25 protein-coding genes are annotated in these 24,997 nt (G+C 68.8%); 14 read left to right on the forward strand and 11 right to left on the reverse strand.

Features of this window, described 5'->3' with window-relative positions:
- Positions 1-45: 45 nt before the first annotated feature.
- Positions 46-252 (forward strand): cold-shock protein, encoded by a 207-nt coding sequence (locus ACCO44_RS00400; protein ID WP_017203899.1) that lies wholly within the window; start codon positions 46-48, stop codon positions 250-252.
- Between the two features lie 137 nt (positions 253-389).
- On the opposite strand, the gene ACCO44_RS00405 is transcribed toward ACCO44_RS00400, so the two are convergent.
- Entirely contained in the window at positions 390-1,055 is a 666-nt protein-coding gene (locus ACCO44_RS00405) for an HAD hydrolase-like protein (protein ID WP_372467810.1), read from the reverse strand.
- A gap of 143 nt (positions 1,056-1,198) precedes the next feature.
- On the opposite strand from ACCO44_RS00405, the gene ACCO44_RS00410 reads away from it, so the two are divergent.
- Complete coding sequence (locus tag ACCO44_RS00410; protein ID WP_372467811.1) at positions 1,199-1,531, forward strand: response regulator; 333 nt, start codon at positions 1,199-1,201, stop codon at positions 1,529-1,531.
- Positions 1,532-1,558: 27 nt separating this feature from the next.
- On the opposite strand, the gene nucS is transcribed toward ACCO44_RS00410, so the two are convergent.
- Complete coding sequence (gene nucS, locus ACCO44_RS00415) at positions 1,559-2,254, reverse strand: endonuclease NucS (RefSeq protein WP_029264137.1); 696 nt, start codon at positions 2,252-2,254, stop codon at positions 1,559-1,561.
- Between the two features lie 56 nt (positions 2,255-2,310).
- On the reverse strand, positions 2,311-3,198 hold the full coding sequence (locus ACCO44_RS00420; protein ID WP_372467812.1) for a GAP family protein: 888 nt from the start codon (positions 3,196-3,198) through the stop codon (positions 2,311-2,313).
- 116 nt (positions 3,199-3,314) lie between these two features.
- Here ACCO44_RS00420 and ACCO44_RS00425 point away from each other — a divergent pair, with 116 nt between their 5' ends.
- Together ACCO44_RS00425 and ACCO44_RS00430 are read left to right on the forward strand one after the other, a co-directional pair.
- A complete protein-coding gene (locus ACCO44_RS00425) occupies positions 3,315-4,511 on the forward strand; it encodes a sensor histidine kinase (protein WP_262002463.1) in 1,197 nt (398 codons plus the stop codon).
- Positions 4,508-5,155, forward strand: a complete 648-nt coding sequence (locus ACCO44_RS00430) for a response regulator transcription factor (RefSeq protein WP_262002464.1) — start codon at positions 4,508-4,510, stop codon at positions 5,153-5,155. Before ACCO44_RS00425 ends, ACCO44_RS00430 begins: the two co-directional genes overlap by 4 nt.
- A 4-nt stretch (positions 5,156-5,159) precedes the next feature.
- On the opposite strand, the gene ACCO44_RS00435 is transcribed toward ACCO44_RS00430, so the two are convergent.
- Entirely contained in the window at positions 5,160-6,398 is a 1,239-nt protein-coding gene (locus ACCO44_RS00435) for an MFS transporter (RefSeq protein ID WP_372467813.1), read from the reverse strand.
- 60 nt (positions 6,399-6,458) lie between these two features.
- Here ACCO44_RS00435 and ACCO44_RS00440 point away from each other — a divergent pair, with 60 nt between their 5' ends.
- Positions 6,459-7,517 (forward strand): LacI family DNA-binding transcriptional regulator, encoded by a 1,059-nt coding sequence (locus ACCO44_RS00440; protein ID WP_029264132.1) that lies wholly within the window; start codon positions 6,459-6,461, stop codon positions 7,515-7,517.
- 31 nt (positions 7,518-7,548) lie between these two features.
- Here ACCO44_RS00440 and ACCO44_RS00445 read toward each other — a convergent pair whose 3' ends face one another.
- A complete protein-coding gene (locus ACCO44_RS00445; protein ID WP_372467814.1) occupies positions 7,549-9,048 on the reverse strand; it encodes a hypothetical protein in 1,500 nt (499 codons plus the stop codon).
- Between the two features lie 119 nt (positions 9,049-9,167).
- On the opposite strand from ACCO44_RS00445, the gene ACCO44_RS00450 reads away from it, so the two are divergent.
- The 7 genes from ACCO44_RS00450 (at position 9,168) to ACCO44_RS00480 (ending at position 16,674) form a co-directional block, all read left to right on the forward strand.
- Positions 9,168-12,134, forward strand: a complete 2,967-nt coding sequence (locus tag ACCO44_RS00450; RefSeq protein ID WP_372467815.1) for a Na+/H+ antiporter subunit A — start codon at positions 9,168-9,170, stop codon at positions 12,132-12,134.
- The gene (locus ACCO44_RS00455) at positions 12,134-12,733 is read left to right on the forward strand and encodes a Na(+)/H(+) antiporter subunit C (RefSeq protein WP_105711432.1); all 600 of its coding nucleotides are present in this window, start codon (positions 12,134-12,136) and stop codon (positions 12,731-12,733) included. The genes ACCO44_RS00450 and ACCO44_RS00455 overlap by 1 nt, the downstream gene beginning before the upstream one ends.
- Entirely contained in the window at positions 12,730-14,283 is a 1,554-nt protein-coding gene (locus ACCO44_RS00460; protein WP_029264128.1) for a Na+/H+ antiporter subunit D, read from the forward strand. Before ACCO44_RS00455 ends, ACCO44_RS00460 begins: the two co-directional genes overlap by 4 nt.
- Positions 14,280-14,873: a Na+/H+ antiporter subunit E gene (locus ACCO44_RS00465; protein ID WP_372467816.1), complete on the forward strand. Its 594-nt coding sequence runs from the start codon at positions 14,280-14,282 to the stop codon at positions 14,871-14,873. The genes ACCO44_RS00460 and ACCO44_RS00465 overlap by 4 nt, the downstream gene beginning before the upstream one ends.
- Positions 14,870-15,139: a monovalent cation/H+ antiporter complex subunit F gene (locus ACCO44_RS00470; RefSeq protein ID WP_372467817.1), complete on the forward strand. Its 270-nt coding sequence runs from the start codon at positions 14,870-14,872 to the stop codon at positions 15,137-15,139. The genes ACCO44_RS00465 and ACCO44_RS00470 overlap by 4 nt, the downstream gene beginning before the upstream one ends.
- Positions 15,136-15,525, forward strand: a complete 390-nt coding sequence (mnhG, locus tag ACCO44_RS00475) for a monovalent cation/H(+) antiporter subunit G (protein ID WP_029264125.1) — start codon at positions 15,136-15,138, stop codon at positions 15,523-15,525. Before ACCO44_RS00470 ends, mnhG begins: the two co-directional genes overlap by 4 nt.
- Positions 15,526-15,798: 273 nt before the next feature.
- Complete coding sequence (locus ACCO44_RS00480) at positions 15,799-16,674, forward strand: endonuclease domain-containing protein (RefSeq protein WP_372467818.1); 876 nt, start codon at positions 15,799-15,801, stop codon at positions 16,672-16,674.
- A 115-nt stretch (positions 16,675-16,789) separates the two neighbouring features.
- Here the strand turns inward: ACCO44_RS00480 and ACCO44_RS00485 are convergent, their stop codons facing one another.
- Entirely contained in the window at positions 16,790-17,551 is a 762-nt protein-coding gene (locus ACCO44_RS00485; RefSeq protein ID WP_051662649.1) for an alpha/beta fold hydrolase, read from the reverse strand.
- 57 nt (positions 17,552-17,608) lie between these two features.
- On the reverse strand, positions 17,609-20,269 hold the full coding sequence (locus ACCO44_RS00490) for a penicillin acylase family protein (RefSeq protein ID WP_372467819.1): 2,661 nt from the start codon (positions 20,267-20,269) through the stop codon (positions 17,609-17,611).
- 291 nt (positions 20,270-20,560) lie between these two features.
- Between ACCO44_RS00490 and ACCO44_RS00495 the strand changes: the two genes are divergently transcribed.
- Entirely contained in the window at positions 20,561-21,229 is a 669-nt protein-coding gene (locus ACCO44_RS00495; RefSeq protein ID WP_258134213.1) for a GntR family transcriptional regulator, read from the forward strand.
- A gap of 55 nt (positions 21,230-21,284) precedes the next feature.
- Here the strand turns inward: ACCO44_RS00495 and argG are convergent, their stop codons facing one another.
- From argG to ACCO44_RS00510, 3 genes are read right to left on the reverse strand one after another with little or no spacing between them, the layout of a single operon-like run.
- Complete coding sequence (gene argG / locus ACCO44_RS00500; protein WP_091028311.1) at positions 21,285-22,730, reverse strand: argininosuccinate synthase; 1,446 nt, start codon at positions 22,728-22,730, stop codon at positions 21,285-21,287.
- A gap of 43 nt (positions 22,731-22,773) precedes the next feature.
- Positions 22,774-23,190, reverse strand: coding sequence for a PIN domain-containing protein (locus ACCO44_RS00505; RefSeq protein ID WP_372467820.1), 417 nt, complete (start codon positions 23,188-23,190; stop codon positions 22,774-22,776).
- Entirely contained in the window at positions 23,174-23,407 is a 234-nt protein-coding gene (locus tag ACCO44_RS00510; protein ID WP_258134212.1) for an AbrB/MazE/SpoVT family DNA-binding domain-containing protein, read from the reverse strand. Before ACCO44_RS00510 ends, ACCO44_RS00505 begins: the two co-directional genes overlap by 17 nt.
- A gap of 272 nt (positions 23,408-23,679) precedes the next feature.
- Between ACCO44_RS00510 and ACCO44_RS00515 the strand changes: the two genes are divergently transcribed.
- Entirely contained in the window at positions 23,680-24,384 is a 705-nt protein-coding gene (locus ACCO44_RS00515; protein WP_372467821.1) for a ZIP family metal transporter, read from the forward strand.
- A gap of 34 nt (positions 24,385-24,418) precedes the next feature.
- Here ACCO44_RS00515 and ACCO44_RS00520 read toward each other — a convergent pair whose 3' ends face one another.
- Complete coding sequence (locus tag ACCO44_RS00520; RefSeq protein WP_105711426.1) at positions 24,419-24,826, reverse strand: pyridoxamine 5'-phosphate oxidase family protein; 408 nt, start codon at positions 24,824-24,826, stop codon at positions 24,419-24,421.
- Positions 24,827-24,997: the final 171 nt, after the last annotated feature.

The following is a 24,997-nucleotide window of genomic DNA, read 5'->3' on the forward strand; positions in this document are numbered from 1 at the left end:
GGGGCACCCCTGCGTCGGCTTCTTCATCAGCAGAACAGGCAGTACATGAGCACCCAGGGCACGGTCAAGTGGTTCAACTCGGAGAAGGGCTTCGGCTTCATCTCCCCCGACGACGGAGGCGCTGACGTCTTCGCGCACTACTCCGCCATCCAGTCATCCGGCTACCGGTCTCTCGAAGAGAACCAGCGAGTCGAGTTCGATGTGGCACAGGGTCCGAAGGGCCTGCAGGCAGAGAACATCCGCCCCGTCTGAGACGGGCCGGGAACACGTACTCCCCGACCGGAGCGCCATGATGGCGTCATCCGGCGGGGAGTTCTGTGCTTCTGATGGGTCGCTCCGATGTGCCGGCACGGCAACCGCCGGATGCGCGCGGGTCGCCGGTGCCGGCGTCAGTCGATCAGGAGAGCGCGCAGCTCGGCCACGCTCGTCACACAGAACTCGGCCTCGTCGCCCTCGTGTGCGTCGCTGAATCCCCACCCGACGAAGATCACGGGGACGCCGTTGGCCTTGCCGCCATCGACATCGTGGTGCCGGTCGCCGATGAGCACCGGTCGTGACGTGTCGGCACGGAGCTCGCGGAGCCGGCGCAGCGCCTCGGCGACGATGTCGGTCTTCGAGGCGAGCGTCGCCTCATCGGGTGTGGCGCCGACGGTCGTCAGGAACGACGGGCGGAGGCCGAAGTGGTCGACGAGTGCGTCGACCTGGTGCTCCGGCTTCGAGCTGGCCGTCGCCTGCGGGATGCCCGCCGCCGCCAGTTCGTGGATGAGGTCCGTGACGCCGGGGTACGTGGCCACATCGGTGGTGTAGCCGTCGGCTTTGCCGAGCGTGCGATAGAACGTGACCGCCTCGCGGGACTCCTCGGGGGTCATGCCCGCCTGGTCCTGGAACGACTGGAACATGGGTGGCCCGATCCAGTGCACCAGTTCCTCACGCGTCGGCGCCGGCCGGCCGAAATGGGTGAGGGCGACGTTCAGCCGGCGGAGGATGCCGACGGACGCATCGATGATCGTGCCGTCGACGTCCCACAGCACGCAGGAATAGGGGGAGTGGGGCATGCCTCCAGCCTATGGGCCCGGCGGCGAGGGCCATTCCTCCTGCACAGCTGTGCTCCGAAAAAGCTTGTTCACACCTTATGTGAGAGCGCAATGTCCTCATATAAGGTCGTGACAAGAGCGGAGTTGCAGGTCAGAATGGGGGAATGTACGTGTCGGTGGAAGTCATCACGATGCTGGCGACAGCAGCGGCGACTCTGGTCGCGATCGTCAGCGGGTTCGGCTGGATGATCACTCGGATGGACGCGCGCTTCGAAGCGCAGGATGTGAAGCTCGAACTGCGGTTCGATCGCATCGACCGCCGCTTCGAACGGGTCGATGAACGGTTCGAGCGGATCGATGAACGGTTCGAGCGGATCGATGAACGGTTCGACCGGGTCGATCAGCGGCTCCGTCTTGTCGAGCTCGAGATGACCGAGGTGAAGATCGCGGTCGCTCGGCTCGAGGGACCGACGCCGCGCCTGATGGCGGCTCGCTGATCCGTGCGGGGGTCAGACGGCAGAGGCTCAGAACAGGCGGGGGATGCCCGACTCGATGCCCTTCATGTCGTCGTAGTCGAGCACCAGGCAGCGGATGCCGCGGTCCTCGGCGAGCACACGGGCCTGGGGCTTGATCTCCTGTGCCGCGAAGACGCCCTGCACGGGGGAGAGGTGCGGGTCGCGGCCGAGAAGCTCGAGGTAGCGGGTCAGCTGCTCGACGCCGTCGATGTCGCCGCGGCGCTTGATCTCCACCGCGATCGCGGCGCCGTCGGCATCGCGCACCAGCAGGTCGACCGGGCCGATGGCCGTCGGATACTCGCGGCGCACGAGGGTCGCGCCCTCGGAGATGCGCTCCACCTGCTCGGCGAGCAGCCGCTGCAGGTCGGCCTCGACGCCGTCCTTCTGGAGTCCCGGATCGAGGCCCAACTCGTGGGAGGTGTCGTGGATGATCTCGTAGATCTGCACCCGCAGCGCATCGCCCGTCTTCTTGTGGGTGACGCGCCAGACCTCGACGACGCCGGCGCTCGCCTCCTCCTCGCCCGGTTCCTCGCTCGACAGCGAGCACGGCGGGCTCATCCAGTTCAGCGGCTTGTAGCTGCCGCCGTCGGAGTGCACGAGCAGACTCCCGTCTCCCTTGTGCACGAGCAGACGCGTGGCGAGCGGGAGATGGGCATTGAGCCGACCGGTGTAGTCGACCGAGCAGCGGGCGATGACGAGACGCACCCGTCGAGCCTACTTCGTCGAAGTCCTTCTGGTCGCCGCGTCGGGCTGCGTGGCGATCAGTTGCCGAGAAAGCCGCCGAGTGCGTCGAAGAGTCCGAGTTCGGTGGCCGCGGAGCGGGCGATGAGGAACCCGATGATGCCGATGATCCAGGCGGTGTTCTCCGCGCCGGTGCGCTCCATCCACGCCGCGAAGCGCTCCAGCGGGCGCTGAACGAGGGGAGCGGCGACGATGCGCAGGACGAGCAGGACGATCGCCGGCAGGATCATCAGGGCGCAGTAGCCCGCGAGTGCGAGCACACGCAGCGGGGTGTCGACGGCGGCATCCGCGAGCATCGTCATCGCGACGATGTACGGGAGCATCGTGGCGACTTCCACCACCCCGGCGGCGATCGCGACGGCCATGACGGCGGTGCCACGGGTACGCGGATCGAGCAGGCGCTCACGCCAGCGTGTTATGCGGCCGGGGCGGACGGTCGCTGTTCCGGCCTGATCCGCAGCGGGCGACGCCGGGAGCGGAGTCGCCGATACCGGAGCAGGGGCATCGCGCACGGGCATCCCCGTCCACGGGGAGACCTGCGCCGGCGCGACGGCCGGACTCGCGGGGACAGCGGAGGCACCTTTCGGTTGCGTGTCACCCGTCGGCATCACGAACGCGGTGATCAGGAGCGCGGCTCCGACGAGGAGGCGGACGACCAGGCCGGTCGGTGACGCGAGGAAGTCCGACGCGACATCGACGAGGTTCACCAGCCCCCACAGGAAGAGGAGGCCGACGGCGAGGTAGAAGGCCGCGATCGTCACGAGGTAGAGGAGGATGCGTCCGGCGCGCACCCGCCCGGGGTGCAGCAGGAGGAAAACCGGGATGAGGAGTGTGCCGACGCTGAGCCCGTCGATCAGCGCCAGCAGCGCGAGGGAGAGGGGGAGCGGGAGCCCGCCGAAGAGTTCCATGGCTCCACTGTCGCCGGGGCGGGGGCGGCGGCGGATCGGGCGAAAGTACCCTTCGTCGTGCGCTCCTCATCCCTTCGACGGATGCGACCCCAGCCGTGCCGTGGTTGCATGAGGTCATGCACGAGCAGGTCGACGGCGGCATCGGTGCCTGGTATCGCCGGCACCGCGGGTGGGCGGACCCCGCCGGGATGGCGCTCCTCGCCGTCGTGATGGCCGCGCTCGGATTCCGCGGTGTCTGGGGCTCGTTCTCCCTCCTGTCGGGGCCGGTGTCGCCGTGGTGGGCGCTCGCCTTCGCGCTTCCGGCCTGTGCGCTCGCGCTCGTCAAGCGACGCCTGCCGATGACCGTGCTCGGCATCGTGACGATCCTCTTCGTCGCCGACCTCCTCACGGTCGGCGGCATCGGGACGCTCTTCGTGCTGCTCGACGTGCTGTGGACCGCGGTGTTCCTCGCCGGCCCACGACGTCGTCGCACTCTGCTGGTGCTCCTCAGTGCCTCGACGGTCATCCTCTTCATCGTCGCCTGGCTCTTCACCGACATGCCCTTCGCCGTCGCCTTCCTCATCGGGGTGCAGTTCGGCGCGATCTTCGGCACGGACTACTGGTGGGCGGTCGCCGTCTCCCAGGCGCACGAGCTGGCCGAGCTGCACCGTCAGCGCGCGGAGGACGCCGCGGCTGTCGCCGAGCGCGACCGCGCCGAGGCCGTGCAGCGCGAGCGCGAGGCGATGGCGCGCGAGCTGCACGACGTGGTGGCCGGTCATGTGATGGCGATGGCGATCCGAGCGGAGGCTGCTCTCTCCACGACGCCCGACCAGACGAAGGACCGCGAAGCGCTCCAGGCCGTGCGCGATGCGGGCCTGGATGCGCATGGAGCCCTGCGGTCGATGATCTCGGTGCTCCGCCGCGGCGACGGCGCCCTCGTGGCCACACCGCGCTGGGCCGATCTCGACGGCATCGTGCGCGATGCCGAGCGTGCGGGGCTCGTCGTCGGCTTCGACGCCCCGGACGTGCCGGAGCTCGGAGCCGCCGCAGAACAGGCCGTGGTCCGCATCGTGCGGGAAGCCCTGACGAACTGCATCCGGCACGCGGGCGGCGCCGAGGTCGACATCGAGATCGTGGAGAGGAACGCCGAGGTCCAGGTGCGCGTTCGGTCCCGTGGAGGTGTGGCCAGCGCCGCGGCCGCGCACGGAGGCGAAGGCTGGGGCCTGCAGATGCTGCGGGAGCGCGTGGGAGCGCTCGGCGGATTCTTCACGGCGGGCCCCGCCCCGGACGGATGGTCGGTCGAGGGCCGGCTTCCGCTCGAGGTGCGGGTATGAGCGCGCCGACCGTGCTGCTCGCCGACGATCACGGCGCCATCAGGGCGGGGTTGCGAATCATGCTCGAGGCGCACGGGATCACCGTGGTCGGCGAGGCGGCGGACGGCGACATCGCCGTGCGCAACGCGGCCGCGCTGCGCCCCGACGTGGTGCTCATGGATCTGCGGATGCCCGGCAGAGACGGCGTGTCCGCCACCCGGGAGATCGTCGCGCGCGGACTCGGCGACGTGCTCGTGCTGACCAGCTTCGATGAGGATGAGCTCGTCCTCGGGGCGATACGCGCGGGTGCGGTCGGCTTCCTCCTCAAGACGGTCGATGCGCCCGCGCTCGTGCAGGCGGTGCGCTCCGTCGCTGCCGGAGAGGGCGCGCTCGACCCTCGGGTGACGCGTCGCGCGCTGGCCGCAGTGGTCCAGGGCGTGGCGGCGCCGTCACCGGCAGCGAGTACGGCGGAGCGGACCGATCTGACCGTTCGGGAACGGGAGGTCCTCGACGGCATCCTGCAGGGGTGGTCGAATGCGCAGCTCGCGGCACGGCTGCGCATCTCGGTGCCCACGGTGAAGACGCACGTGTCGAACGTGCTGACCAAGCTCGGCGCGCGCAGCCGCTCGCACGCGGCAGCGATCGTGCGAAGCCGCGAGGGCTGAGCGCTCAGCGCTGCTCTGTGCTCGCCGCCGGGGTCTTCTCGTCGTCGCGCAGCGGGCGGGCGGCGCCCGAGAACAGCCCGGACATGACGACCAGGGCGACCAGGATGAACAGGGTGTTCAGCAGGCCGATGTGCTCGCTGATGACGCCGAGCACGGGCGGTCCGCCGAGGAACGAGATGTAGCCGATCGTGGCGGCCGCGCTCACGCGAGCCGCCGCCTTGGCCGGGTCGTCTGCGGCGGCGGACATGCCGAGAGGGAAGCCGAGAGAGGCCCCGATGCCCCAGAGCGCCGCGCCGACGAGCACCAGCGGGAAGGTGGGCGCGAGGATGAACAGCAGGATCCCCGATGCCGCGGCGACGGCGAGGATGCGCAGCACCGCGACGCGTCCGAATCGGTCGACGAGCGGGCCGCCGAAAAGGCGCACCGTCGTCATCCCGATGGAGAACACCGCGAGCGACACGGCTCCCGTGCCCTCGGCGAAACCATGACCCTGTTCGGTGCCGAGCGCAATCCAGTCGTTGGCGCCGCCCTCGGCGAACGACATGCCGAGCATGACGACGCCGATCAGGTAGGTGCGGGGTTCGCGCCAGGCCTCGAGCGCGGTGTGCATGCGCTCGCGGAACGGCGGCTTGACGTGATCCTCCGGGTCGAGGGCGGCCTCGCGCACCGGCACCTGGAAGAAGCAGACCACCGCGATCACGGCGATCAGCACGCCCATGGACACCGCGTGCGTCGCGACATCGATCGCGAGGTGGGCGGCGAGGGCGCCGATGCCGGCGCCGAGGACGGTTCCGAAGCTGAAGAAGGCGTGGAAGACGGGGAGGATCGTGCGGCCCATCTGCTGCTCGATCGCGGTGGCCTCGACGTTCATCATCACGTCGACGCAGCCGTTGCCGAATCCGAACAGGGCCATGCCGAGGAGGACGACGGCCACCGAGCCGAACACCGTCGCGCCGAGGCCCACGAGTGCGATGCCCAGCGCGAACAGGAGCATCGCCGCCAGCATGCCGCGGCGGGCGCCGGTGCGCGCCATCACCGCGGGGCTCGTCGAGATGCCGATGATCGAGGCGACACCCATGCCGAGAAGCAGCATCCCGACCTGCGCGTTGTCGAGCTCGAGCGCCTGCTTGATCCCCGGCACGCGCGACGCCCAGGTCGCGATCGAGAGGCCGCTCGCCAGGAAGATGGCGAAGATCGCGGCGCGCCAGCGGACGAACTGCGAACGGGTCAGGACTGCTTCCATGCCGGACAGCCTATCGAATCGATTCGACCCGGGGGAGCGGAAGCGAGCTATCCTCGAAGCATGAGCAGTCAGGAGACGCCGCGTCGGCCCACGATCGCCGACGTCGCACGCGAGGCGGGCGTGGCCACGTCCACCGCCTCGGTCGTCTTCAGCGGCAAGGCCAAGGTGGCCCCCGCGACGCGCGAGCGCGTGCTCGCCGCAGCCGCCGAGCTCGGCTACGCCGGACCGGATCCCCGCGCCGCCTCCCTGCGCCGCGGACGCAGCGGCATCGTCGCCGTCGTGCTCGAAGGACACCTGCGTGCGGCCTTCCTCGACCCCGTGACGACGGCCATGATGGACGGCCTCACCGACGGACTCGCCGAACTCAGCGCCGGCATCCTGCTGATGCGCGACGAGCCGGGGGAGGGCACGGCGATCGCCGATGCCCCCGTCGACGCGGTCGTGCTGATCGGCTGCTCCGGACGCACACGGGCATCCCTCGAGGTGGTCGTCGGCCGGGGGCTCCCGGTCGTCGTGATCGAAGGCGACGCCGGAGAGGCGATCCCGCGCGTCACGCTCGACAACGCGGCAGCCTCCGCCGACATCGCGAAGCACGTGCGCGACCTCGGCCACCGCGATGTCGCCCTGGTCACCCTGCCGCTCGACAGCGACCGCGAGCGTGCAGCCGTCACACCGGAGCGTCTCGCCAACGCGACCGTCGACGTCACGGTCCACCGGTTGGCCGGCACCCGGGAGGTGTTCCCCGACGCTCCGGCGATCTCGGCATCCGGCAGCCTCATCGACGAAGGCGTGCGCGTCGGCAGGATGCTGCTCGCGGACCCCGCCACCCGGCCGACCGCGGTGCTCGCCCAGAGCGACCTGCTGGCCGTCGGGGTCATCCGCGCGGCCGAGGAGAAGGGACTCCGCGTCCCCGAAGACCTCTCCGTCGCGGGTTTCGACGGTATCGCGCTGGACGGTCTCGGCGACCTCACCCTCACGACGAGCGTGCAGCCGGCCGTCGAGAAGGGCCGCGCGGCGGGGGAGCAGGTCGCCCGCATGCTGCGAGGCGAACCGGGGATCACGCAGCATCTCACCTGTCGGTTCCGCGTCGGCACCACCACCGGCCCGGCCTCACGCTGAGCTCCGCCCTCCGCCCCGGCGGCGGCCACAGTCAGCTGCGCTGCGGGCCGAGCGGAAGCGCCGTGTCGCCGAGATCGAGGATGCGGTAGCGGCCGCAGTCGATCACCTCGTCGGGAATGGCCGGTGCGGGCAGGTTCCAGGGAACCGTCTGCGCATCCTCCACGAGGAACGTCACCTCTCCGACGTCGAAGTCACGACGGTTCACCAACCAGGCATAGCCGCGCAGCTCATGATCGACCTGCACGAGCTGCGCAGGATCGTCGAGGTGCAGTTTCGGCAGGCGTACGGTCCAGAACTGACCGGCCCCGGTGCGGCCGGAAGCGTCGACCCAGTCGGTCACGCAGGTGAGGTCGGGGTCGGCGACCTCGGCGGCCGCAGCGAGGCGCGGGATGCTCAGGATGCCGCCGAGCGCGAGCAGCACCGCGGCGATCGCGGCGACGAGCGACCGGGGGCGGAGCGGCATCCACCCCGCGCGCGGCGGGGCGACCAGGGCCAGAACGGGCGCGAACACCACAGGCTGCAGGTAGCGGGCCGCGTGGGTGCCGAGCGCGATCGCGCCGATCACGACGAGAACGGGCATCAGCCAGGCGACGGCGGCGACGAAGCGCGAACCCTCACTCGCGGCGCGTGTCGTGCGGACGACCGCGAGCACGATGAGTACCAGCACGATCAGGCAGCCGAACACCCCGCCGGGGGTCGAGAGGCGGTCTGCCGCGAGTCCGCCGTAGTAGCCGAGTGAATCGGCCCATCGCGCCGGCTGCACGTAGCCGGCGCCCGTGTTGGCGATCCATGCCCGAAGTGGAATGCGTCCGACGAAGCCGAGAGCCGTGCCGATCAGGAGCACACCGAGGAGCAGGGTCAAGCGCGACCGCTGCCGCGAGCGGATGGTCAGCAGTGCGAGCAGCACCGCGATCGGAACCGCCGCCCACGCCGCGTACAACGGATTCGACAGGGTCGACAGGGCCGCCGTGGCGCCGAGCGCGACCAGGAGACCGACGATCCCCGACGCGCGGTCGAGCGCGCGACGCACCAGACCGACCGAGAGCGCGACCGCGACCACGGTCGCCGAGTAGTAGGTCGTCGTGAGTTGCAGGGACGCGAGCTCGAGCGCATCGCGCGATGCGGAGACCTCGGTCACGGCGATGGCGCAGAAGGCCGCGAGTCCGAGAAGAGCCCACGCGACGGGTGCCCGGTCCTCTCTCCGCCGACCGGCCACGAGCCGAAGTGCTCCGTAGAGGGCGAGCATGTTGATCACGGCATTGATCGCGAGCAGGCTGTTCACATCGACCGGAAGGAGCAGGTCGAGCCCCGCGAACACCGCGGATTCGGGGAGGAAGAGCACGCTCGACATCGCCCAGTCCAGCGGCTCACCGGAAAGCGCCGACTGCCCGAACATGGCCACGATCAGGGAATCCCCGTCGCGGAACAGCAGGTCGGAGCGCGCCGAGGATGCGACCTGCGCGGCGGTCATCACCGCGATCGCCAGGGCGCCGAACCACCCGGCCAGTTCCCGCACCCAGACCCGCCGCATGCGACCACTCTTGCACGATCACACTCCTGCGGACCGAGTGGAGTCTTCGCCCGGGTAAACTACTTATGACACCCCCCCGCCTGGCCGCAAGGCCGACGACCCCCGAGGGAGCCGCGTATATGCTGACGCTCCTCGCCGTGTTCCTGCTCGGGTCGCTGTTGATGCCCGTTCTGGTGCGCTGGCTCGGAGCTCAGGCCTTCGCCATCGCCGCACTCGTCCCCGCAGCGGCCTTCGTGCACGCGCTCGTCATGACGCCGCAGGTGCTCGACGGCCCGGTCCCGTACGAGTCGGTCGAGTGGATCCCGCAGCTCGGACTGAACCTGTCCATGAACATGGACGTGCTCGGCTGGGTGCTCACCCTGATCGTGACCGGCGTCGGCGCCCTCGTGCTCCTCTACTGCCGGTGGTACTTCTACGAGGACTCGGCCGGCGTCGGCCAGTTCGCGGGCGTCCTTCTCGGATTCGCCGGAGCGATGTACGGCCTCGTGCTGACGGACGACCTCGTCATGCTGGTCATGTTCTGGGAGGTGACGAGCATCCTCTCGTACCTCCTCATCGGCCACTACCGCCGCCGCGCCGCCAGCCGACGTGCGGCACTGCAGGCCCTGCTCGTGACCACCCTCGGCGGACTCGTGATGTTCGTCGGCGTCGTGATCCTCGTCGTGGACACCGGAACCTCGAGCATCCGCGAGATCCTCGAGATCGCACCGACGGGCCCTGCGGTGGATGCCGCGATCGTCATGCTCCTGATCGGCGCGATCAGCAAGTCGGCCCTGTTCCCGTTCCACTTCTGGCTCCCCGGTGCGATGGCAGCACCCACCCCGGTGAGCGCGTATCTGCATGCCGCGGCGATGGTCAAAGCCGGCATCTATCTGATCGCCCGGTTCGCGCCGATCTTCGCGTTCAGCGCCCCCTGGCGCCCGATCGTCATCACCCTCGGCATCCTCACGATGCTCATCGGCGGCATCCAGGCGCTGCGCGAGACCGACCTCAAGCGCATCCTCGCGTTCGGCACGGTCAGTCAGCTCGGGTTCTTCGCGATCGTCGTCGGCTACGGCACGCAGGCCGCAGCACTGGCCGGACTCGCGCTGGTGATCGGCCACGCCCTGTTCAAGTCGGCCCTCTTCCTGATCGTCGGCGTCATCGATCGGCAGCTGTCGACCCGTGACATCACCGAGCTCTCCGGCGTCGGGCGGCAGGCGCCGGTCATGGCGACGGCGGCATTCATCTCGGTGGCATCGATGGCGGGCATCGCTCCGACCATCGGGTTCGTCGCCAAGGAGTCCACGCTCACGGCTCTGCTCGACGACGCCCTGGGGGGTTCTCCCTGGGGTCTGGTGGCGCTCATCGGCGTCGTCCTCGGTTCCATGCTCACTGCGGCATATGGGGCGCGTTTCCTCTGGGGAGCCTTCTGGAAGAAGCGCGACGCGCAGGGGCAGCTGCCCGACACCGCCTGGCCCGATCCGCCGGTCGGGTTCCTCTCGGCGCCGATCATCCTCGCCGGCGTCACGCTCGCCGCGGGTATCGGGGCGCCCGCGCTCGACGTGGCTCTGCAGGGCTACGCCGTCACCGCGACTCCCGGGCTCGACCACGCGGGCGAAGCCGTCGAGGGTCCGGGGCACCTCGCGCTGTGGCACGGTCTCGAGCCGGCGCTGGGCATCTCGATCGTGTCCATCCTGCTCGGCATCGGCCTCTTCCTGCTCACCCGCCGGACCGGCTGGGACCGCAAGCCCCGCCTCCTGCGCTTCACCGCCGCCGATGTCTATTACCTCGTCATGCGCGGCATCGACCGTCTCTCCGTGCTCAGCACCACCCTCACGCAGCGCGGCTCGCTGCCGGTGTACGTCGGCACCATCTTCGTGGTGTTCGTCGCCGCTGAGGTCACCGCGCTCATCGCCAGCGACATCGATCGGTACAACCTCTCCGCCTGGCACACGCCGGCACAGATCGTCGTCGCGCCGATCATGGCGATCGCCGGAGTGTTCGCGGTGCGTGCCCAGAAGCGTTACACCGGCGTCGTCCTCGTCTCGGTCACCGGGCTCGGGATGGTCGTGCTGTTCGCGACGAGCGGCGCACCCGACCTGGCGCTCACGCAGATCCTGGTCGAGACCGTCACGATGGTGACGTTCGCTCTGGTGCTTCGCCGCCTCCCCGCCCGGATGGGCGAGCACAACGCCTCGGTCGGCCGCGTCCCCCGGGCGCTGCTGGCGATCGGCGTCGGCGTCACGATGGCCTTCGTCGCGGTCGTAGCCACCCAATCCCGCATCGCCGATCCCATCTCGGAGGCGTTCCCACAGCTCGCGTACGAGATCGGTCACGGCAAGAACGTCGTCAACGTGGCCCTGGTCGACCTGCGTGGCTGGGACACGATGGGCGAGCTGTCGGTGCTCGTGCTCGCCGCGACCGGCGTGGCCTCGCTCGTGTTCGTCACCCATCGAGCCGACCTGCTGGCCGCCACCAAGAACCTGCCGAAGGCGACCCGCAAGGCCGCGCGCAGTCGCCCGCTCGTCGAGACGACCGAGGGCATCCGGTTCCAGAACTCCGAGAACGAGAGCAGCCCGCGGGCATGGCTCGTCGGTGGGCAGAAGATGAAACCCGAGAACAGGTCGATCCTGCTCGAGGTGATTGTCCGCATCCTGTTCCACACGATCATCGTGGTGTCGATCTTCCTGCTCTTCGCCGGGCACAACCTGCCCGGCGGCGGTTTCGCCGGCGGACTCGTCGCGGGCATGGCGCTGGTCATGCGCTACATCGCCGGAGGCCGCTGGGAACTCGGCGCCGCCGCACCGACGGATGCCGGCCGACTGCTCGGAACCGGCCTCATCCTCGCCGTCGGCACGGCCGTCGTCCCGCTCTTCTTCGGGCTCGCGCCGCTGACGAGCACGTTCTGGGAATGGGAGATCCCCGGTATCGGGCACATGGAGTTCGTCACCTCGACCATCTTCGACGTGGGTGTCTACCTCGTCGTGATCGGGCTCGTCCTCGACGTGCTGCGCAGCCTCGGCGCCGAGGTCGACAGGCAGGCGGCTCTGCGCTCGACCCCCGGTCCTGAAGGCTTCCTCTCGCGCGGCAGGGGGAGCAGCTGATGGATGTCTCGCTCACCCTGATCGTCATCATGGCCATCCTCTTCGCGTGCGGCGTGTACGCGATGCTGGAGCGCAGCCTCACCCGCGTGCTGATCGGCTTCCTCCTGCTCGGCAACGCCACGAACCTGCTCCTGCTGATCGTGATGGGCGTCCCGGGCAACGCACCGTTCTTCGGCACCGAGGGCGAGATGAGCGACCCGCTCCCCCAAGCGCTCACCCTGACCGCCATCGTGATCACCTTCGCGGTCTCGGCCTTCCTCCTGGCTCTGATCTATCGCTCCTGGCAGCTGGGCCAGGCCGACACCGTCGAGGACGACGAGGCTGACATCGCGCTCCGCGAGCGCACCGACGCCGACGAAGATCTCATGGACGACGAGTCCGAGACCGACGAGGACGAGGCGACCACCGACTTCGTCGGCGTGCAGACCGCACCGATCACTGTGCTGCACATGCGCGACCACCCCGCCATCCACGACGATGCACCGTTCGACGCGCCGACGGGGTGGGGCGACGAACCCTCCTCACGCTCAGCCGAGGGCGACCAGGCGCGCCCCGATGAACCCGACGACCACGACGAGAACGAGGAGGGCCGGCCATGACCGCACTGGTCCCGCTCCTCGTCGGGCTCCCGCTCCTCGGCGCCGCCATCACCCTCGTGTTCGGCCGGAACGCGCGGCTCCAGGTCGTCGTGACCGTCGCCACACTCGCCGCGGTCTCGGTGATCGCCGCCGTGCTCCTGGTGGTGGTGGATTCCGGCGACCCGCTCGCCGTCTCGGTCGGCGGCTGGCCGGTGCCCTTCGGCATCGTGCTCTACGTGGACCGGCTCGCCGCACTCCTCGTGCTCATCTCGAGCATCGTGCTCCTCGCCGTCCTCCTCTTCTCCATCGGTCAGGGCGCCGCCGACGGCACCGACGAGACCCCGATCTCGATCTTCAACCCCTCGTACCTGATCCTCGCGGCCGGTATCTTCAACGCCTTCATCGCCGGCGACCTGTTCAACCTCTACGTCGGCTTCGAGATCCTGCTCGTCGCCTCGTACGTGCTGATCACCCTCGGGAGCACCGAGTCCCGCATCCGCACCGGCGCCGTCTACATCGTCGTCTCGCTGGTCTCATCGATCCTGTTCCTCGCATCGATCGCCATGATCTACGGCGCACTCGGCACCGTGAACATGGCCCAGATCGCCGAGCGCATGTCGGAGCTTCCACAAGAGACGCAGCTGGTGCTGCACCTGATGCTGGTGGTGGCCTTCGGCATCAAGGCCGCCATCTTCCCGGTGTCCTTCTGGCTGCCCGACTCGTACCCGACCGCCCCCGCCCCCGTCACGGCGGTGTTCGCGGGCCTGCTGACCAAGGTGGGCGTCTACGCGCTGATCCGCACCGAGACCCAGCTCTTCGCCTCGAACAGCATCGACACGGTGCTGCTGATCATCGCGCTCGCGACCATGATCGTCGGCGTGCTCGGCGCCGTGGCGCAGGCGGAACTCAAGCGAATCCTGTCGTTCACGCTCGTCAGCCACGTCGGCTACATGATCTTCGGCCTCGCGATAGCGACACCCGCCGCGATCGGCGCGACCGTGTACTACATCGTCCACCACATCGTCGTGCAGACGACCCTTTTCCTCGCGGTGGGACTCGTGGAACGACGAGCGGGGAGCACCTCGATCCTGCGGGTCAAGGGGCTGCTCAAGGTCGCACCGGTGATCGCCGTGCTCTACTTCGTGCCCGCGATCAACCTGGGTGGCCTTCCACCGTTCTCCGGCTTCATCGGCAAGTTCGCGCTCTTCGAGGCGGCGGCTTCCGTCGGCACTCCGATCATGATCGTGCTGATCTTCGGCGGCATCGTCACTTCGCTGCTCACCCTGTACGCGCTCATGCGCGCCTGGAACCTCGCCTTCTGGCGCGAGGAGGAGGACTCCACCGAGACCGAGGGCCGCATCTCGTACCTCGGCAATGCCCCGGCCGCCGACGAGCAGCAGGAGCGTCGCCGCATCCCGAAGATCATGACGATCGCCACGGCCGGCATGGTCGCCGTCACCGTCTCGCTCACGATCTTCGCCGGACCCCTGTACGCGCTCTGCGACCGCATCGGCGCCGCTCTGCTGCAGCCCGTCAGCCTCGTCCAGCTGGAAGAGGAGGTGGGCGGATGAGACGACAGACCAAGCGTCACCTCTGGCGCGACATCCGGGTCCAGCTGCCCTTCCTGGCCTGGCTCGTCGTGCTGTGGATGCTGCTGTGGGCGCAGTTCACCGTGCTGTCTTTCCTGTCCGGACTCGTCGTCGCGATCTTCGTGACCCGCGTGTTCCGGCTGCCGACGGTCGAGCTCTCGGGTCGGATCAATGTCGCCTACGCCGCGCTGTTCGTGGTGCAGTTCCTGTTCGCGGTGCTCAGCGGAGCCATCTCGGTGACTCTGCAGGTGTTCGACTTCCGCCGCCAGCCGGGCACCGCGATCATCGCGGTGCCGCTGCGCTACGCCGACGACCTGGTCATGACGCACGTCGCCGTCGTGTCGTCGCTCGTCCCCGGTTCGCTGGTGGTCGAGACCGACCGCGACCGTCGCATCCTCTACCTGCATGTGATCGGGGTCAGGAACCGCGCCGAGGTCGAGAAGCAGCGTGCCGGAGTGCTCCGCTGGGAGCGACGGGTCGTCCGGGCGCTGGGCGACCCCGCGCAGTACCGCGCGCTCAAGGCCGACCAGCGCGCCGGCCTGACCGGATCGACGAAGGGCGGTGCCCGATGAACATCCTGCTGATGCTGATCATGGTGGTCTTCGGCATCGCCGCCGTCCTCACCCTCGTCCGCATCGTTCGAGGACCGTCGATCCTCGACCGTGCCGTCGCCTCCGACGTGCTCCTCACCGAGGTCATGTGCGTGCTCGGGGCGGAGATGGCCATCAACGGTCACACCCGCAACATCCCCGTGCTCCTCATCATCGCCGCGATCGGGGTGTTCGGCTCGATCTCCGTCGCCCGGTTCGTCGCGAGAAGGGACAACACGACCTCATGAACATCCTCGGTCTCGTGATCCCCGACCCCGTCATCGACGTGGCCGTGCTCGTGCTGATCCTGCTCGGGGCGCTGCTCTGCCTGTCGGCGGCGGTCGGGCTGCTGCGCTTCCGCGACGTGCCGTCCCGGCTGCACGCGGCGACCAAGCCGCAGGTGCTCGGGCTGCTGCTGATCTGCATCGCGATCGCCCTGTCGCAGCGGTCGGTCGGCGGCATCCTGCTGGGTTTCGTGCTCGTCGCGCCCGTCGTGCTCATGCAGTTCGCGACGGCGCCGCTGTCTGCGCACATGGTCGGGCGACAGGCCTACCGTAACGGCACCATCGAACAGCGTGGCCTCGTCGTGGACGAGCTCGCCGAGTCGAAGCAGACCCCGCCCGCCGCCGGCTGAGCTACCCGCCGGGGTGTGCTCTGTCGGCTGAGCTCGTCCGGCTGACCGCGCTGCCGCCGTGAACGGTCGGTGCACAACTCCTCAAGAATCCGCGCGACTCTGCCACCGAAGCGGATTATCCCGGCGTGAAGCCAGATTTCTGAGGAGTTGCGCACACCGCATGGCTGCCAACGGGGTCGACACTGCTCCTACCCAAGGCGAGATTCGGGACGAACCTTCCCTTTCGTGAGCCTCGCCCCTCAGCTGTCCTCTCCAGGACCCAGACTCGCTCGAATGAGGCCATGGACCATAAACGAACGCGCAGCCGCGCTGTACAGCAGCATCGTTCTCGACCGAGCGGAACTCCTCGCCCGACGAATGACCGGACGAGCAATCACGCGAGCCATCGACTCCGGCCAGCTCCGACGGCTGCGCCGCGACCGTTACGCAATCGAACCCGTCGATCCTGATATCGCGGAAGCGGTCCGCATCGGCGGGCGCCTGTCGTGCATCTCGCTTCTGAGCCAGATCGGTGTATTCGTGCATGTCGTCGACGCACTGCATGTGCACGTCGTTCCAGGGTCGTCGCGAATTCGTCCTCCTCGATCGAGGCGAACCATCCTGCACTGGCAGTCGTGGTCGGGGCAACCGAGCCCTCTCCATGTCGCTCCCCTCGCGGACGCCGTCGCGCAGGCCATCCGGTGCCAGGCTCCGCGGGCATCTGTCGCCACCGTCGACAGCGTGCTGCACCACGGATTGATGACTCGGGAGGAAGTGATCCTCATGTTCTCTCAACTGCCTGTCCGGTTCCGTCCGTTGCTCGCGCTGATCGATGCCTCGGCGGGGTCGGGGCCCGAGACTTTCATGAGGCTCATTCTGCGAGCGCTCGGGGTCGCGTTTGAGACCCAGGTGCTGATCGAGGGTGTCGGCCGGGTCGACTTCCTGGTCGAGGGGTGGCTCATCATCGAGTGCGACAGCAAGGAGTTCCACGAGGGTTGGGCCAAACAGGTCGATGATCGGCGGCGGGATATGGCAGCTGCGATGCAGGGGTATGTGACGATCCGGCCCCTTGCGGTCGACATTCTGCGGAACGATCCGACCGTCCGACAGGCAGTCGCCGAGGTCATCCGGGTAATGGGACCGCGCTTTCGGCCCACGACTCGTTCATGACTCCTCAAGGATTGGCTGTAAGGGAGCCCAGATGCCGGCGAAAGCGAGGTCGGTGCGCTTTCTTGAGGAGTTGTGAACACCGGTCGCGACGAACCCCCGCGAGACCGACCGGCCGTCAGAGGCGGGCGGCGAACTCGTGGATCAGGCGGGCAGCGGGCTCGGAGTCGCTGATGAGTGTGCCGTGTCCGTGGTCGGGGATGACCTCGAGCGCGGCACCGGGGATCGCGTCGAGGATCTCGCGGCACCAGCTCATCGGCGCGAGCGGGTCGTCCTCACCGCGCAGCACCAGCACCGGGCACTCGATGCGCACGAAGGCGTCCTCGGGCTCGTGCACGACGGTGGCACGGATCTTGCGGATCAGGTGCGGGCCGCCCCGGAGGTACTCCCGCGCGCCGCGCCAGATCACCAACGGCCGCTCGCCGACGAGATCGGTCAGGAGGTAGCGGGCCTGTGCCGCGATGTTGCGCGCCGCCTTGTTCACCGTGGGGCCCGCCAGCACCACGCCTTCCACCAGCGACGGATGCCGCGCGGCGAGCTCTGCGGCGATCTGGCTGCCCATCGAGTGGCCGATCACGACGACGGGGCCCGAATCCACCTGCTGCAGGTAGGCGGCGACCAGGTCGGCGTGGCGTTCCATGGTGAGGGTGCGCGTCGGCTCCGGAGCCTCGCCGAATCCCGGCAGGTCCAGGGCGATCACCCGACCCTCGAGCCGCTGCACGACGTCGAGGTAGACGCTCCGACCCATCCCGATGCCGTGCAGCAGGAGATACGTGTGCGGGCCTTCGCCGAACGTCTCGGCGATGAGCGTGGCGCCGCCGTGCTCGAACTCGAGGAGCGTGACGGTCGTGCCCTTCGGGGCGAGGTAACTGGATGGCACCTCCCCACGGTAGCGGAGCAACCTGCACCGTCCCTTCAGGTCGGCGCAGCCCACGGATCAGCCGGTCGGCGACAGGATCAGCGTGTCCACCTCCGACGCATCCACCGCCTTCGCGGAGTACGCCCACGGCTTCTGCAGCCCGACCGTCCAATCGGCGGTCTGGTCGGTGTAGTGCTCGTGGAAGGCATGACCCGACGCGCCGGTGAGGTGGTTCCAGGTCGAGGCATCGAAGTCGGAGAGATCGATCACCATGCGCATCGACGGCACCGTCGTGGTGGCGTACGAGACGCCGAGCTCCCACCCGGTCGCGTTGACCACCGATGCGCCGCCGCCCACCGGGTACGGCCCGCGGTTGAAAAGGGCCTCGACGGGCGCGATCCCCGAGGTGCCGAGGGTGTCGCTGGTGAGGGTGATCGCGTGCAGGTCGCCCCAGTTCCAGCGCGTGGGAACGTCTCCCTGCAGGGTGACGAGCTCGTCATAGGCCTCTTCGGCGGACAACGCCAGCATTGCCTCCATCCCGTCGACGTCGATCTGCGGGTTGCTCCAGAGCGGATCGGTCGGGTCGTCGAGCATGTCGGCGACGACCGTGAACAGGCGCCCCTGTCCGTCGATCGGCAGGGGCTGCTCGCGCTCGCCGAAGATGTTCTGCACGAGGTTCGACCAGAGCACGTTCGCGTAGGCGGCGGCGGGGGAGGAGACCGTGTTCTGGCCGTCCCACGGGAGCAGGAGGTCCACGGCCGACTGGACGTCCGCGCGGCTCACGTCGACGTCGGCCATGGCGGTCGCCAGCTGCGTGCCGATCCACATCTCGTCGTCCATCTGGATGTCACGCATGTCCTGTGCGGTCAGCGGAGCGGCGGCCGCGCGTCGTTCGATCAGGTGGGCGATGCGCGCCGCGCGATACCCGTAGTCCCAGTCGCGGGACAGGAAGAAGGCGTAGTCGTCGGTCACGATCGCGTTGTTCGCGGTGACGATGTACCCCGAGGTCGGGTTGTACGAGACGGGCAGCTCGTCGAACGGGATGTAGCCCGTCCAGTCGTAGCTGCTGTCCCAACCCGGCTGCGGCATCCATCCGTCGCCGGCACCGCGGATCGGGAGGCGCCCCGGTGTCTGGTAGCCGATGTTGCCCTCGGTGTCGGCGTAGATGAGGTTCTGTGCCGGCACGTCGAAGAGGGAGGCGGCGTAGCGGAAGTCGTCGAAGTCCTGCGCGGTGGAGAGGGCGAAGATCGCGGTCGCGGTCGTGCCGGGGTCGAGCGCCGTCCAGCGCAGGCTGACGGCGTACTCGGCGTCGTCCTGACCGACGGGCGGAGCGGCGGGCGCCTCGGTTCCTTCCGCGAGCGCCGGCTCCGGGTCATCGGCGATCGCGGTGAAGTCGTCCGTGAGTCCCGAGATGATGGGCCCGTGCACGGTCGAGCGGATCGTCAGTTCGATATCCTCGCCGCCGGCGACCTTGATGGTCTCGGTGCTCTGCTCGAGCGGGACCAGCGCGCCATCGCGCCAGTACTCGTCGCCGACCACCCGCTCCACGTAGAGGTCGGTGACGTCGGTGGTGAGGTTCGTGAACCCCCAGGCGACGTGCTGGTTGTGGCCGATCACGATGCCGGGAAGCCCGGAGAACGAGAAGCCGCCGACGTCGAACGGGCACGCGTCGTTCACGGTCGAGCACTTCAGCTGCACCTGGTACCAGACCGATGGCAGCGACGCGCCGAGGTGCGGGTCGTTCGCGAGCAGCGGCATCCCGGTCTCGGTGAGATCCCCCGAGACGACCCAGGAGTTCGATCCGATGCCCTCGCCGACATCGCCGACGAGCTCGCTCGCGGCCTCGATCACACTCGAGGTCTCCTGCCACTCGATCGTGGTGGTCGCCTGCTGGATCTCGCCGTCGGATTCGGAGGGCGTGTACGCGGCGGGTTCCGCACCGGTGTCGAGTGCGGGCACCGTCGAGATCTTCGGGACGATCACCGGATTCTCGTCGAACGGGTAGTCGGGGTAGAGCTTCGCGAGTACTTCCCCGGTGTCGACCGCCTCGCCCGCCTCGTCCGCACCGGCCTTCAGCTCGGCGGCCAGGAGCGAGCGCTCGGTCTCATCCTCGATGTTGCCGCGCAGATCCCAGGCCATCGCCTTGAGCCAGGCGACCGAATCCGCGGGCTCCCACGGCTCGGGAGCGTAGTCCGGGTTCTGGATGCCGAGAACGGCATACTCGAGCGAGAGCTCGGCGCCGGACCGTGTCGCGAGGTAGGCGTTGACCCCGTCGGCATAGGCCTCGTAGTAGCCGCGCGTGGTGTCATCCATCGCCTCGACCTCGGCTTCGGCGACGGTTCGCCAGCCGAGTGTGCGCAGAAAGGCGTCGGTCGCCGCCTGGGACTCTCCGAACATCTCGGCGACGCGCCCTGCGGTGACGTGGCGGCGGAAGTCCATCTCGAAGAAACGGTCCTGCGCGTGCACGAACCCTTCGGCATAGAACAGATCGTCGGTCGAGTCGGCCGTGATCGTCGGGATGCCGCGGTCATCGCGCTGCACGGTGACCTCGGCCTTCAGACCGTCGAGCTCGACCGTTCCCGAGGTCTGCGGGAAGGAGCGCTGGATCGTCCAGGTCACGAAGAAGGCGGCGGCAACGGCGATCACGACGATCCCGGCCACAACGAGGAAGGAGATCCGTCCGATCCGGGCGCCCAGTGAAGGGCGCGCGGATACGGCGGACTCCTGCGAATCGGTCATCATCGTCGAGAACTCTTTCGGGTAGACAGGTGGAACTCAGTCCCACCGAGCCCCAGTGCGCGTTTCAGGGTCGCGCCTTCGCATCATATCCGCCCTAGCGCTCGTGGATCATCCATTCAGACGAATGTGTTATGTTACCCGTTGCGCTCTGCGCAGAGCGGGGACGATGCGGAGGCTCGGCGCGATTGCGTCCGGGCCGCCATGTCGGCCGCAACGAGTGGTGGGGGAACCACTGTGGTCGAAGGAGGGTGTGATTTGGTGGGCATGGATGGTGCGCTGGAACGGCGTTCGGTGAGTGACGACGTCTATCACCGGCTGCGGGACGCGATCGTCGACGGTGAGCTTCGGCCGGGCGAGCGGATCCGCGACTACGAGCTGGCGGCGGATCTCGGGACGTCGAAGACGCCGGTGCGGCACGCGCTGGCGCGACTTGCCGAGGGGGGACTCGTCGAGATGCAGCGTAACCGCTACACGCGTGTGGCACCCCTCGATCTGGACCGCATCCGAGACGCGATCGCGCTCTTCGGTGACATCTGGATCGGTTCGGTACGCCACGCGATGCCGCTGATCCAGGCCGACGACGTCGCCTATCTCGTCGATCTCACCGAGGACATGTCCGCTGCGGTCGTGGACCACGATGTCGTCGAGTTCGGTAAAGCGTTGCGCGCCATCGTGACCGGGTTCGCGCGCATCGAGGGCAACACCACTCGGGTGACCGTCATCGAGTTCCTCGGCCCGCAGATCCGTCGCTTCACGCAGCACGCGCGCGGCGTGTTCGACTGGGTGGCGGTCGAGCGATCCACCGTCGCCATCCGTGAGGCCATCCGACAGCGCGACGCGGCCGAAACCCGTGCTGCCATCGTGACGCTCTTCGACGAGGTGCTGCCGGGCATCATCGACCGCGCCGAGGAGCTCGACGCCGCTGACGAACGGCGCAGCGCCGGCGACTCACCCGCCTAGCGGGTGCACCCGTCCGGCGCCGGCAGCCCGGGCTGCCAGCGCCGGCAGTACGACGTCAGTCGGTGCCGGAGTCGAACGCCGCGCCCTCGGACGCCGTGTCGACGGCATCCGCCAGGTTCTCGTCGGCTTCGGAGATCGACCCGTGGACCGACTCGGTGATCTCGGCGGACTCTCCGGCGGTCACCCGGCCGACCAGCTCGCCGGTCGCGCCGCCCACGAGGCCCAGGCCCGCATACTGCTCGAGGCGGGCACGCGAGTCGGCGATGTCGAGGTTGCGCATCGTGAGCTGGCCGATACGGTCGACCGGGCCGAAGGCGGCGTCGCCGACGCGCTCCATCGACAGCTTCTCGGGACCGTAGGACAGGTTCGGCGAGACGGTGTCGAGGATGGTCCAGTCGTCGCCGCGGCGCAGACGGATCGTCACGGTGCCCGAGATCGTCAGGCCGACCCAGCGCTGGATCGACTCGCGCAGCATGAGCGACTGCGGCTCGAGCCAGCGGCCCTCGTACATCAGGCGGCCGAGGCGGCGACCCTGCTCGTGGTAGGTGGCGAGGGTGTCCTCGTTCAGGATGCCGTTGACGAGGCGCTCGTAGGCGATGAATAGCAGCGACATGGCGGGAGCCTCGTAGATGCCGCGCGACTTCGCCTCGATGATGCGGTTCTCGATCTGGTCGCTCATGCCGAGGCCGTGGCGTCCGCCGATCGTGTTCGCCTCCATGACCAGGGCGACCGGGTCGGAGTACTCGACGCCGTTGATCGCGACGGGACGGCCGGCCTCGAACGTGACGGTGACGTCTTCGGTCTCGATCGCGACGGACGGGTCCCAGAACTTCACGCCCATGATCGGGTCGACAGTCTCGAGCGAGACGTCGAGGTGCTCGAGGGTCTTGGCCTCGTGCGTCGCGCCCCAGATGTTCGCGTCGGTCGAGTAGGCCTTTTCGGCGGAGTCGCGGTAGGGGAAGTCGCGGGCGACGAGCCAGTCGCTCATCTCCTTGCGACCGCCGAGCTCGGTGACGAAGTCGGCGTCGAGCCACGGCTTGTAGATGCGCAGGCGCGGGTTGGCGAGCAGGCCGTAGCGGTAGAACCGCTCGATGTCGTTGCCCTTGTAGGTGGAGCCGTCGCCCCAGATGTCGACGCCGTCTTCCTTCATGGCGCGCACCAGCAGCGTGCCCGTGACCGCGCGGCCGAGGGGTGTGGTGTTGAAGTACGTCTTGCCGCCGGAGCGAATGTGGAAGGCGCCGCAGGAGAGGGCGACGAGGCCTTCTTCGACCAGGGCGGTCTTGCAGTCGATCAGGCGCGAGGCCTCGGCGCCGTACTCCAACGCACGGCCCGGGATCGACGCGATGTCGTCTTCGTCGTACTGACCGAGGTCGCCGGTGTAGGTGAAGGGCACGGCGCCCTTCTCGCGCATCCACGCGACGGCGACGGAGGTGTCGAGTCCTCCGGAGAAGGCGATGCCGACGCGCTCGCCGACGGGCAGGGACTGGAGGACCTTGGACATGCTTTCCAGTCTATCCGCGTGCGGCGTGTCGCCCCGTGCCGCGTCAGATCACGCGCACATCGACGCCGAGCGTCGCGTACGTTCCTATCGCGCGGCGATCGCATGTGACGAGCGTCATCCCGGCGGCTCTGGCGCACAACGCGACCAGGCCGTCGTAGACCGCTCCACCGGCGATTCCAGCATCGGCGAGGACGTCGACGGCGGTGCGCGCGTCCTCTTCCGAGAGTGAGATCGACCGGGGGAATGCGGCCCGGATCGCGTTCGCCGCTGCCAGAGGGGTCAGGCGATTGGGGCCCGGCAGGCGCGTCAGCACGGAGTATGTCTCTGCTGAGGCGTGGCCGGCGAGGCCGAGGATTGCCCCGGCGCAGGCGCTCTGGACCGCGATGTGCGCGGTGTTGTCTTCCACGAGGAGAGCGAGCGCTGCGCTCGTATCGAGGACGAGGTCAGCGCTGGTCGGCAAGGCGCAACTCGCGGATGTCGTCGGGTGTGATCGCCATGCCGGACGACGCGATGACGAGACGCCCGTCCTTCTCGATGAGGTTGTCCGGGGCATCGATCTCGATGCGGATGCCGTTGCCGTCGAGGATGAGATCGATAGGACCAGGGATCAATCCGACGCGCTCGCGGAGCGCAGCGGGGATGACGATTCGCCCTGCCTTGTCCATGGTTGCTTTCATGCCATGAGAATACCATTCGAATGGCGCGTCGCGAGGTGATGCGGGTGCTTCATATCGGTTACGGCGACGTTCGTCACCCCGAACGCCGACTACTCCGACTGAACGGCATCTTCATGGCGTAGTCGAGTGTGAGCTAGCGGTGAAACGAGGCGCGCGTGCGGGGGAGCCGATGCGCGACGTGCCGATGGACGAGCGACACGTCTCCGCTTTCGCCGATGTCGCGCAGGCAGAGTGCCGCAGTGGTGGGAGAGTAGGCCCCACGGAGGTGCGGCATGGGCGAAGCAGTCCTGTGGGGAGTGATCGCGGCGGCGCCGCTGTTCATCGGCGCGGTGCTCGCTCTGCTCCGGAAGTGGCCGCCGCGGTGGCTCGGCATCGTCCTCGGGTTCGGCGCCGGCGCCCTCATGGCCTCGATCGCCTTCGAGCTCTGGGAAGAGGGGCTCGACCTCGCCGGTCCGGTCCCGCTGGTGGTCGGCGTCGCGGCCGGTGCCATCAGCTATTACATCGCCGACCGCATCCTCGATGCCCGTGCCGCGAAGAGCAAGTCGCAGGCGGGCGGTGGCCGGCTCGCCGTGGGCGCGCTGCTCGACGGCATCCCCGAGCAGCTCGTGCTCGGCATCGGGCTGGCATCAGGGGAGCCGGTCAGCATCGCGCTCGTGGTGGCCATCCTCGTCTCGAACCTGCCCGAGTCGATCGGGTCCGCCGCCGACCTGCTCGAGGGGGGCATGGCGAAGTCGCGTGTGCTGCTGCTGTGGGCAGGGGTGGCCGTGATCTGTGCGGCGGCGACCGTCGCGGGCTTCGCGCTGGCGAGCGTGACGGGTGACGCCTTCCGTTCCGCGTCGAGTGGCTTCGCAGCCGGGGCGCTTCTGGTGATGCTCGTCGACTCGATGGTCCCTGAGGCGCAGTCCAAGGCCAAGGAGTCGACGGGTCTCGCGACCGTCCTGGGCTTCGCGCTCGCCGCGGGGCTCGCGTTGGCGTGAGAGCGCGCGCGACGGCAGACCCCGCCGCCGTGTCTCAGATCTTCGGGTGTGCCGGCTCTCGGCGTACGTTGCGACCGGAGATGCTGTCGATGTGCAGGACCAGAGGGAGGCTCCGATCCTCACCCGCCCAGGGGTGCACACGAGCGGCGATGCCGGCGGCTTCTTCTTCCGACGCACGGGAGAGACTGCCGTGCAGCAGCACGTTCCACGCCGTGCTCCCGATCGGATCGTGGTAGTCCACCTCGAACGCGACGTCGACGGGCGCCTGCGTCAGATCGGCCAGGAGGCCATCGGGCGACGTCCTCAGAAGCAGCTCCTGCCCCGACACCGCGAAGTTCACCGGGTGGATCTGCACCCGCCCGTCATGGACGAAGCCGATGCGTCCTATCGTGGTGGTGCTCAACAGGTCGTAGGACTGCTGTTCATCGAGTTCTCGGATCATGCGCATTCCTTCCCTCTGGCGCCAGGCTATCCGGGGCGACACGCCCCTTCAAGGGAGTCCGCCACCGGCGGAACCGCGACCCCGCCACCCGGCGGACGGGAGGCGTCGGATCCGCCGTGGCTGGCGGGTTACCCTCGGATGCGGCGTGCACGAGGCTGGCGGGTAGCCGCC

Origin of the sequence: Microbacterium maritypicum, assembly GCF_041529975.1 — a bacterium.
Classification (GTDB): Bacteria; Actinomycetota; Actinomycetes; order Actinomycetales; family Microbacteriaceae; genus Microbacterium.

Coding starts and splice junctions, on each gene's coding strand:
- ACCO44_RS00400 (WP_017203899.1), top strand. CDS start 46: ATGAGCACCCAGGGCACGGTCAAGTGGTTCAACTCGGAGAAGGGCTTC.
- ACCO44_RS00405 (WP_372467810.1), bottom strand. CDS start 1,055: ATGCCCCACTCCCCCTATTCCTGCGTGCTGTGGGACGTCGACGGCACG.
- ACCO44_RS00410 (WP_372467811.1), top strand. CDS start 1,199: ATGTACGTGTCGGTGGAAGTCATCACGATGCTGGCGACAGCAGCGGCG.
- ACCO44_RS00420 (WP_372467812.1), bottom strand. CDS start 3,198: ATGGAACTCTTCGGCGGGCTCCCGCTCCCCCTCTCCCTCGCGCTGCTG.
- ACCO44_RS00425 (WP_262002463.1), top strand. CDS start 3,315: ATGCACGAGCAGGTCGACGGCGGCATCGGTGCCTGGTATCGCCGGCAC.
- ACCO44_RS00430 (WP_262002464.1), top strand. CDS start 4,508: ATGAGCGCGCCGACCGTGCTGCTCGCCGACGATCACGGCGCCATCAGG.
- ACCO44_RS00435 (WP_372467813.1), bottom strand. CDS start 6,398: ATGGAAGCAGTCCTGACCCGTTCGCAGTTCGTCCGCTGGCGCGCCGCG.
- ACCO44_RS00440 (WP_029264132.1), top strand. CDS start 6,459: ATGAGCAGTCAGGAGACGCCGCGTCGGCCCACGATCGCCGACGTCGCA.
- ACCO44_RS00445 (WP_372467814.1), bottom strand. CDS start 9,048: ATGCGGCGGGTCTGGGTGCGGGAACTGGCCGGGTGGTTCGGCGCCCTG.
- ACCO44_RS00450 (WP_372467815.1), top strand. CDS start 9,168: ATGCTGACGCTCCTCGCCGTGTTCCTGCTCGGGTCGCTGTTGATGCCC.
- ACCO44_RS00455 (WP_105711432.1), top strand. CDS start 12,134: ATGGATGTCTCGCTCACCCTGATCGTCATCATGGCCATCCTCTTCGCG.
- ACCO44_RS00460 (WP_029264128.1), top strand. CDS start 12,730: ATGACCGCACTGGTCCCGCTCCTCGTCGGGCTCCCGCTCCTCGGCGCC.
- ACCO44_RS00465 (WP_372467816.1), top strand. CDS start 14,280: ATGAGACGACAGACCAAGCGTCACCTCTGGCGCGACATCCGGGTCCAG.
- ACCO44_RS00470 (WP_372467817.1), top strand. CDS start 14,870: ATGAACATCCTGCTGATGCTGATCATGGTGGTCTTCGGCATCGCCGCC.
- mnhG (WP_029264125.1), top strand. CDS start 15,136: ATGAACATCCTCGGTCTCGTGATCCCCGACCCCGTCATCGACGTGGCC.
- ACCO44_RS00480 (WP_372467818.1), top strand. CDS start 15,799: ATGAGGCCATGGACCATAAACGAACGCGCAGCCGCGCTGTACAGCAGC.
- ACCO44_RS00490 (WP_372467819.1), bottom strand. CDS start 20,269: ATGACCGATTCGCAGGAGTCCGCCGTATCCGCGCGCCCTTCACTGGGC.
- argG (WP_091028311.1), bottom strand. CDS start 22,730: ATGTCCAAGGTCCTCCAGTCCCTGCCCGTCGGCGAGCGCGTCGGCATC.
- ACCO44_RS00510 (WP_258134212.1), bottom strand. CDS start 23,407: ATGAAAGCAACCATGGACAAGGCAGGGCGAATCGTCATCCCCGCTGCG.
- ACCO44_RS00515 (WP_372467821.1), top strand. CDS start 23,680: ATGGGCGAAGCAGTCCTGTGGGGAGTGATCGCGGCGGCGCCGCTGTTC.
- ACCO44_RS00520 (WP_105711426.1), bottom strand. CDS start 24,826: ATGATCCGAGAACTCGATGAACAGCAGTCCTACGACCTGTTGAGCACC.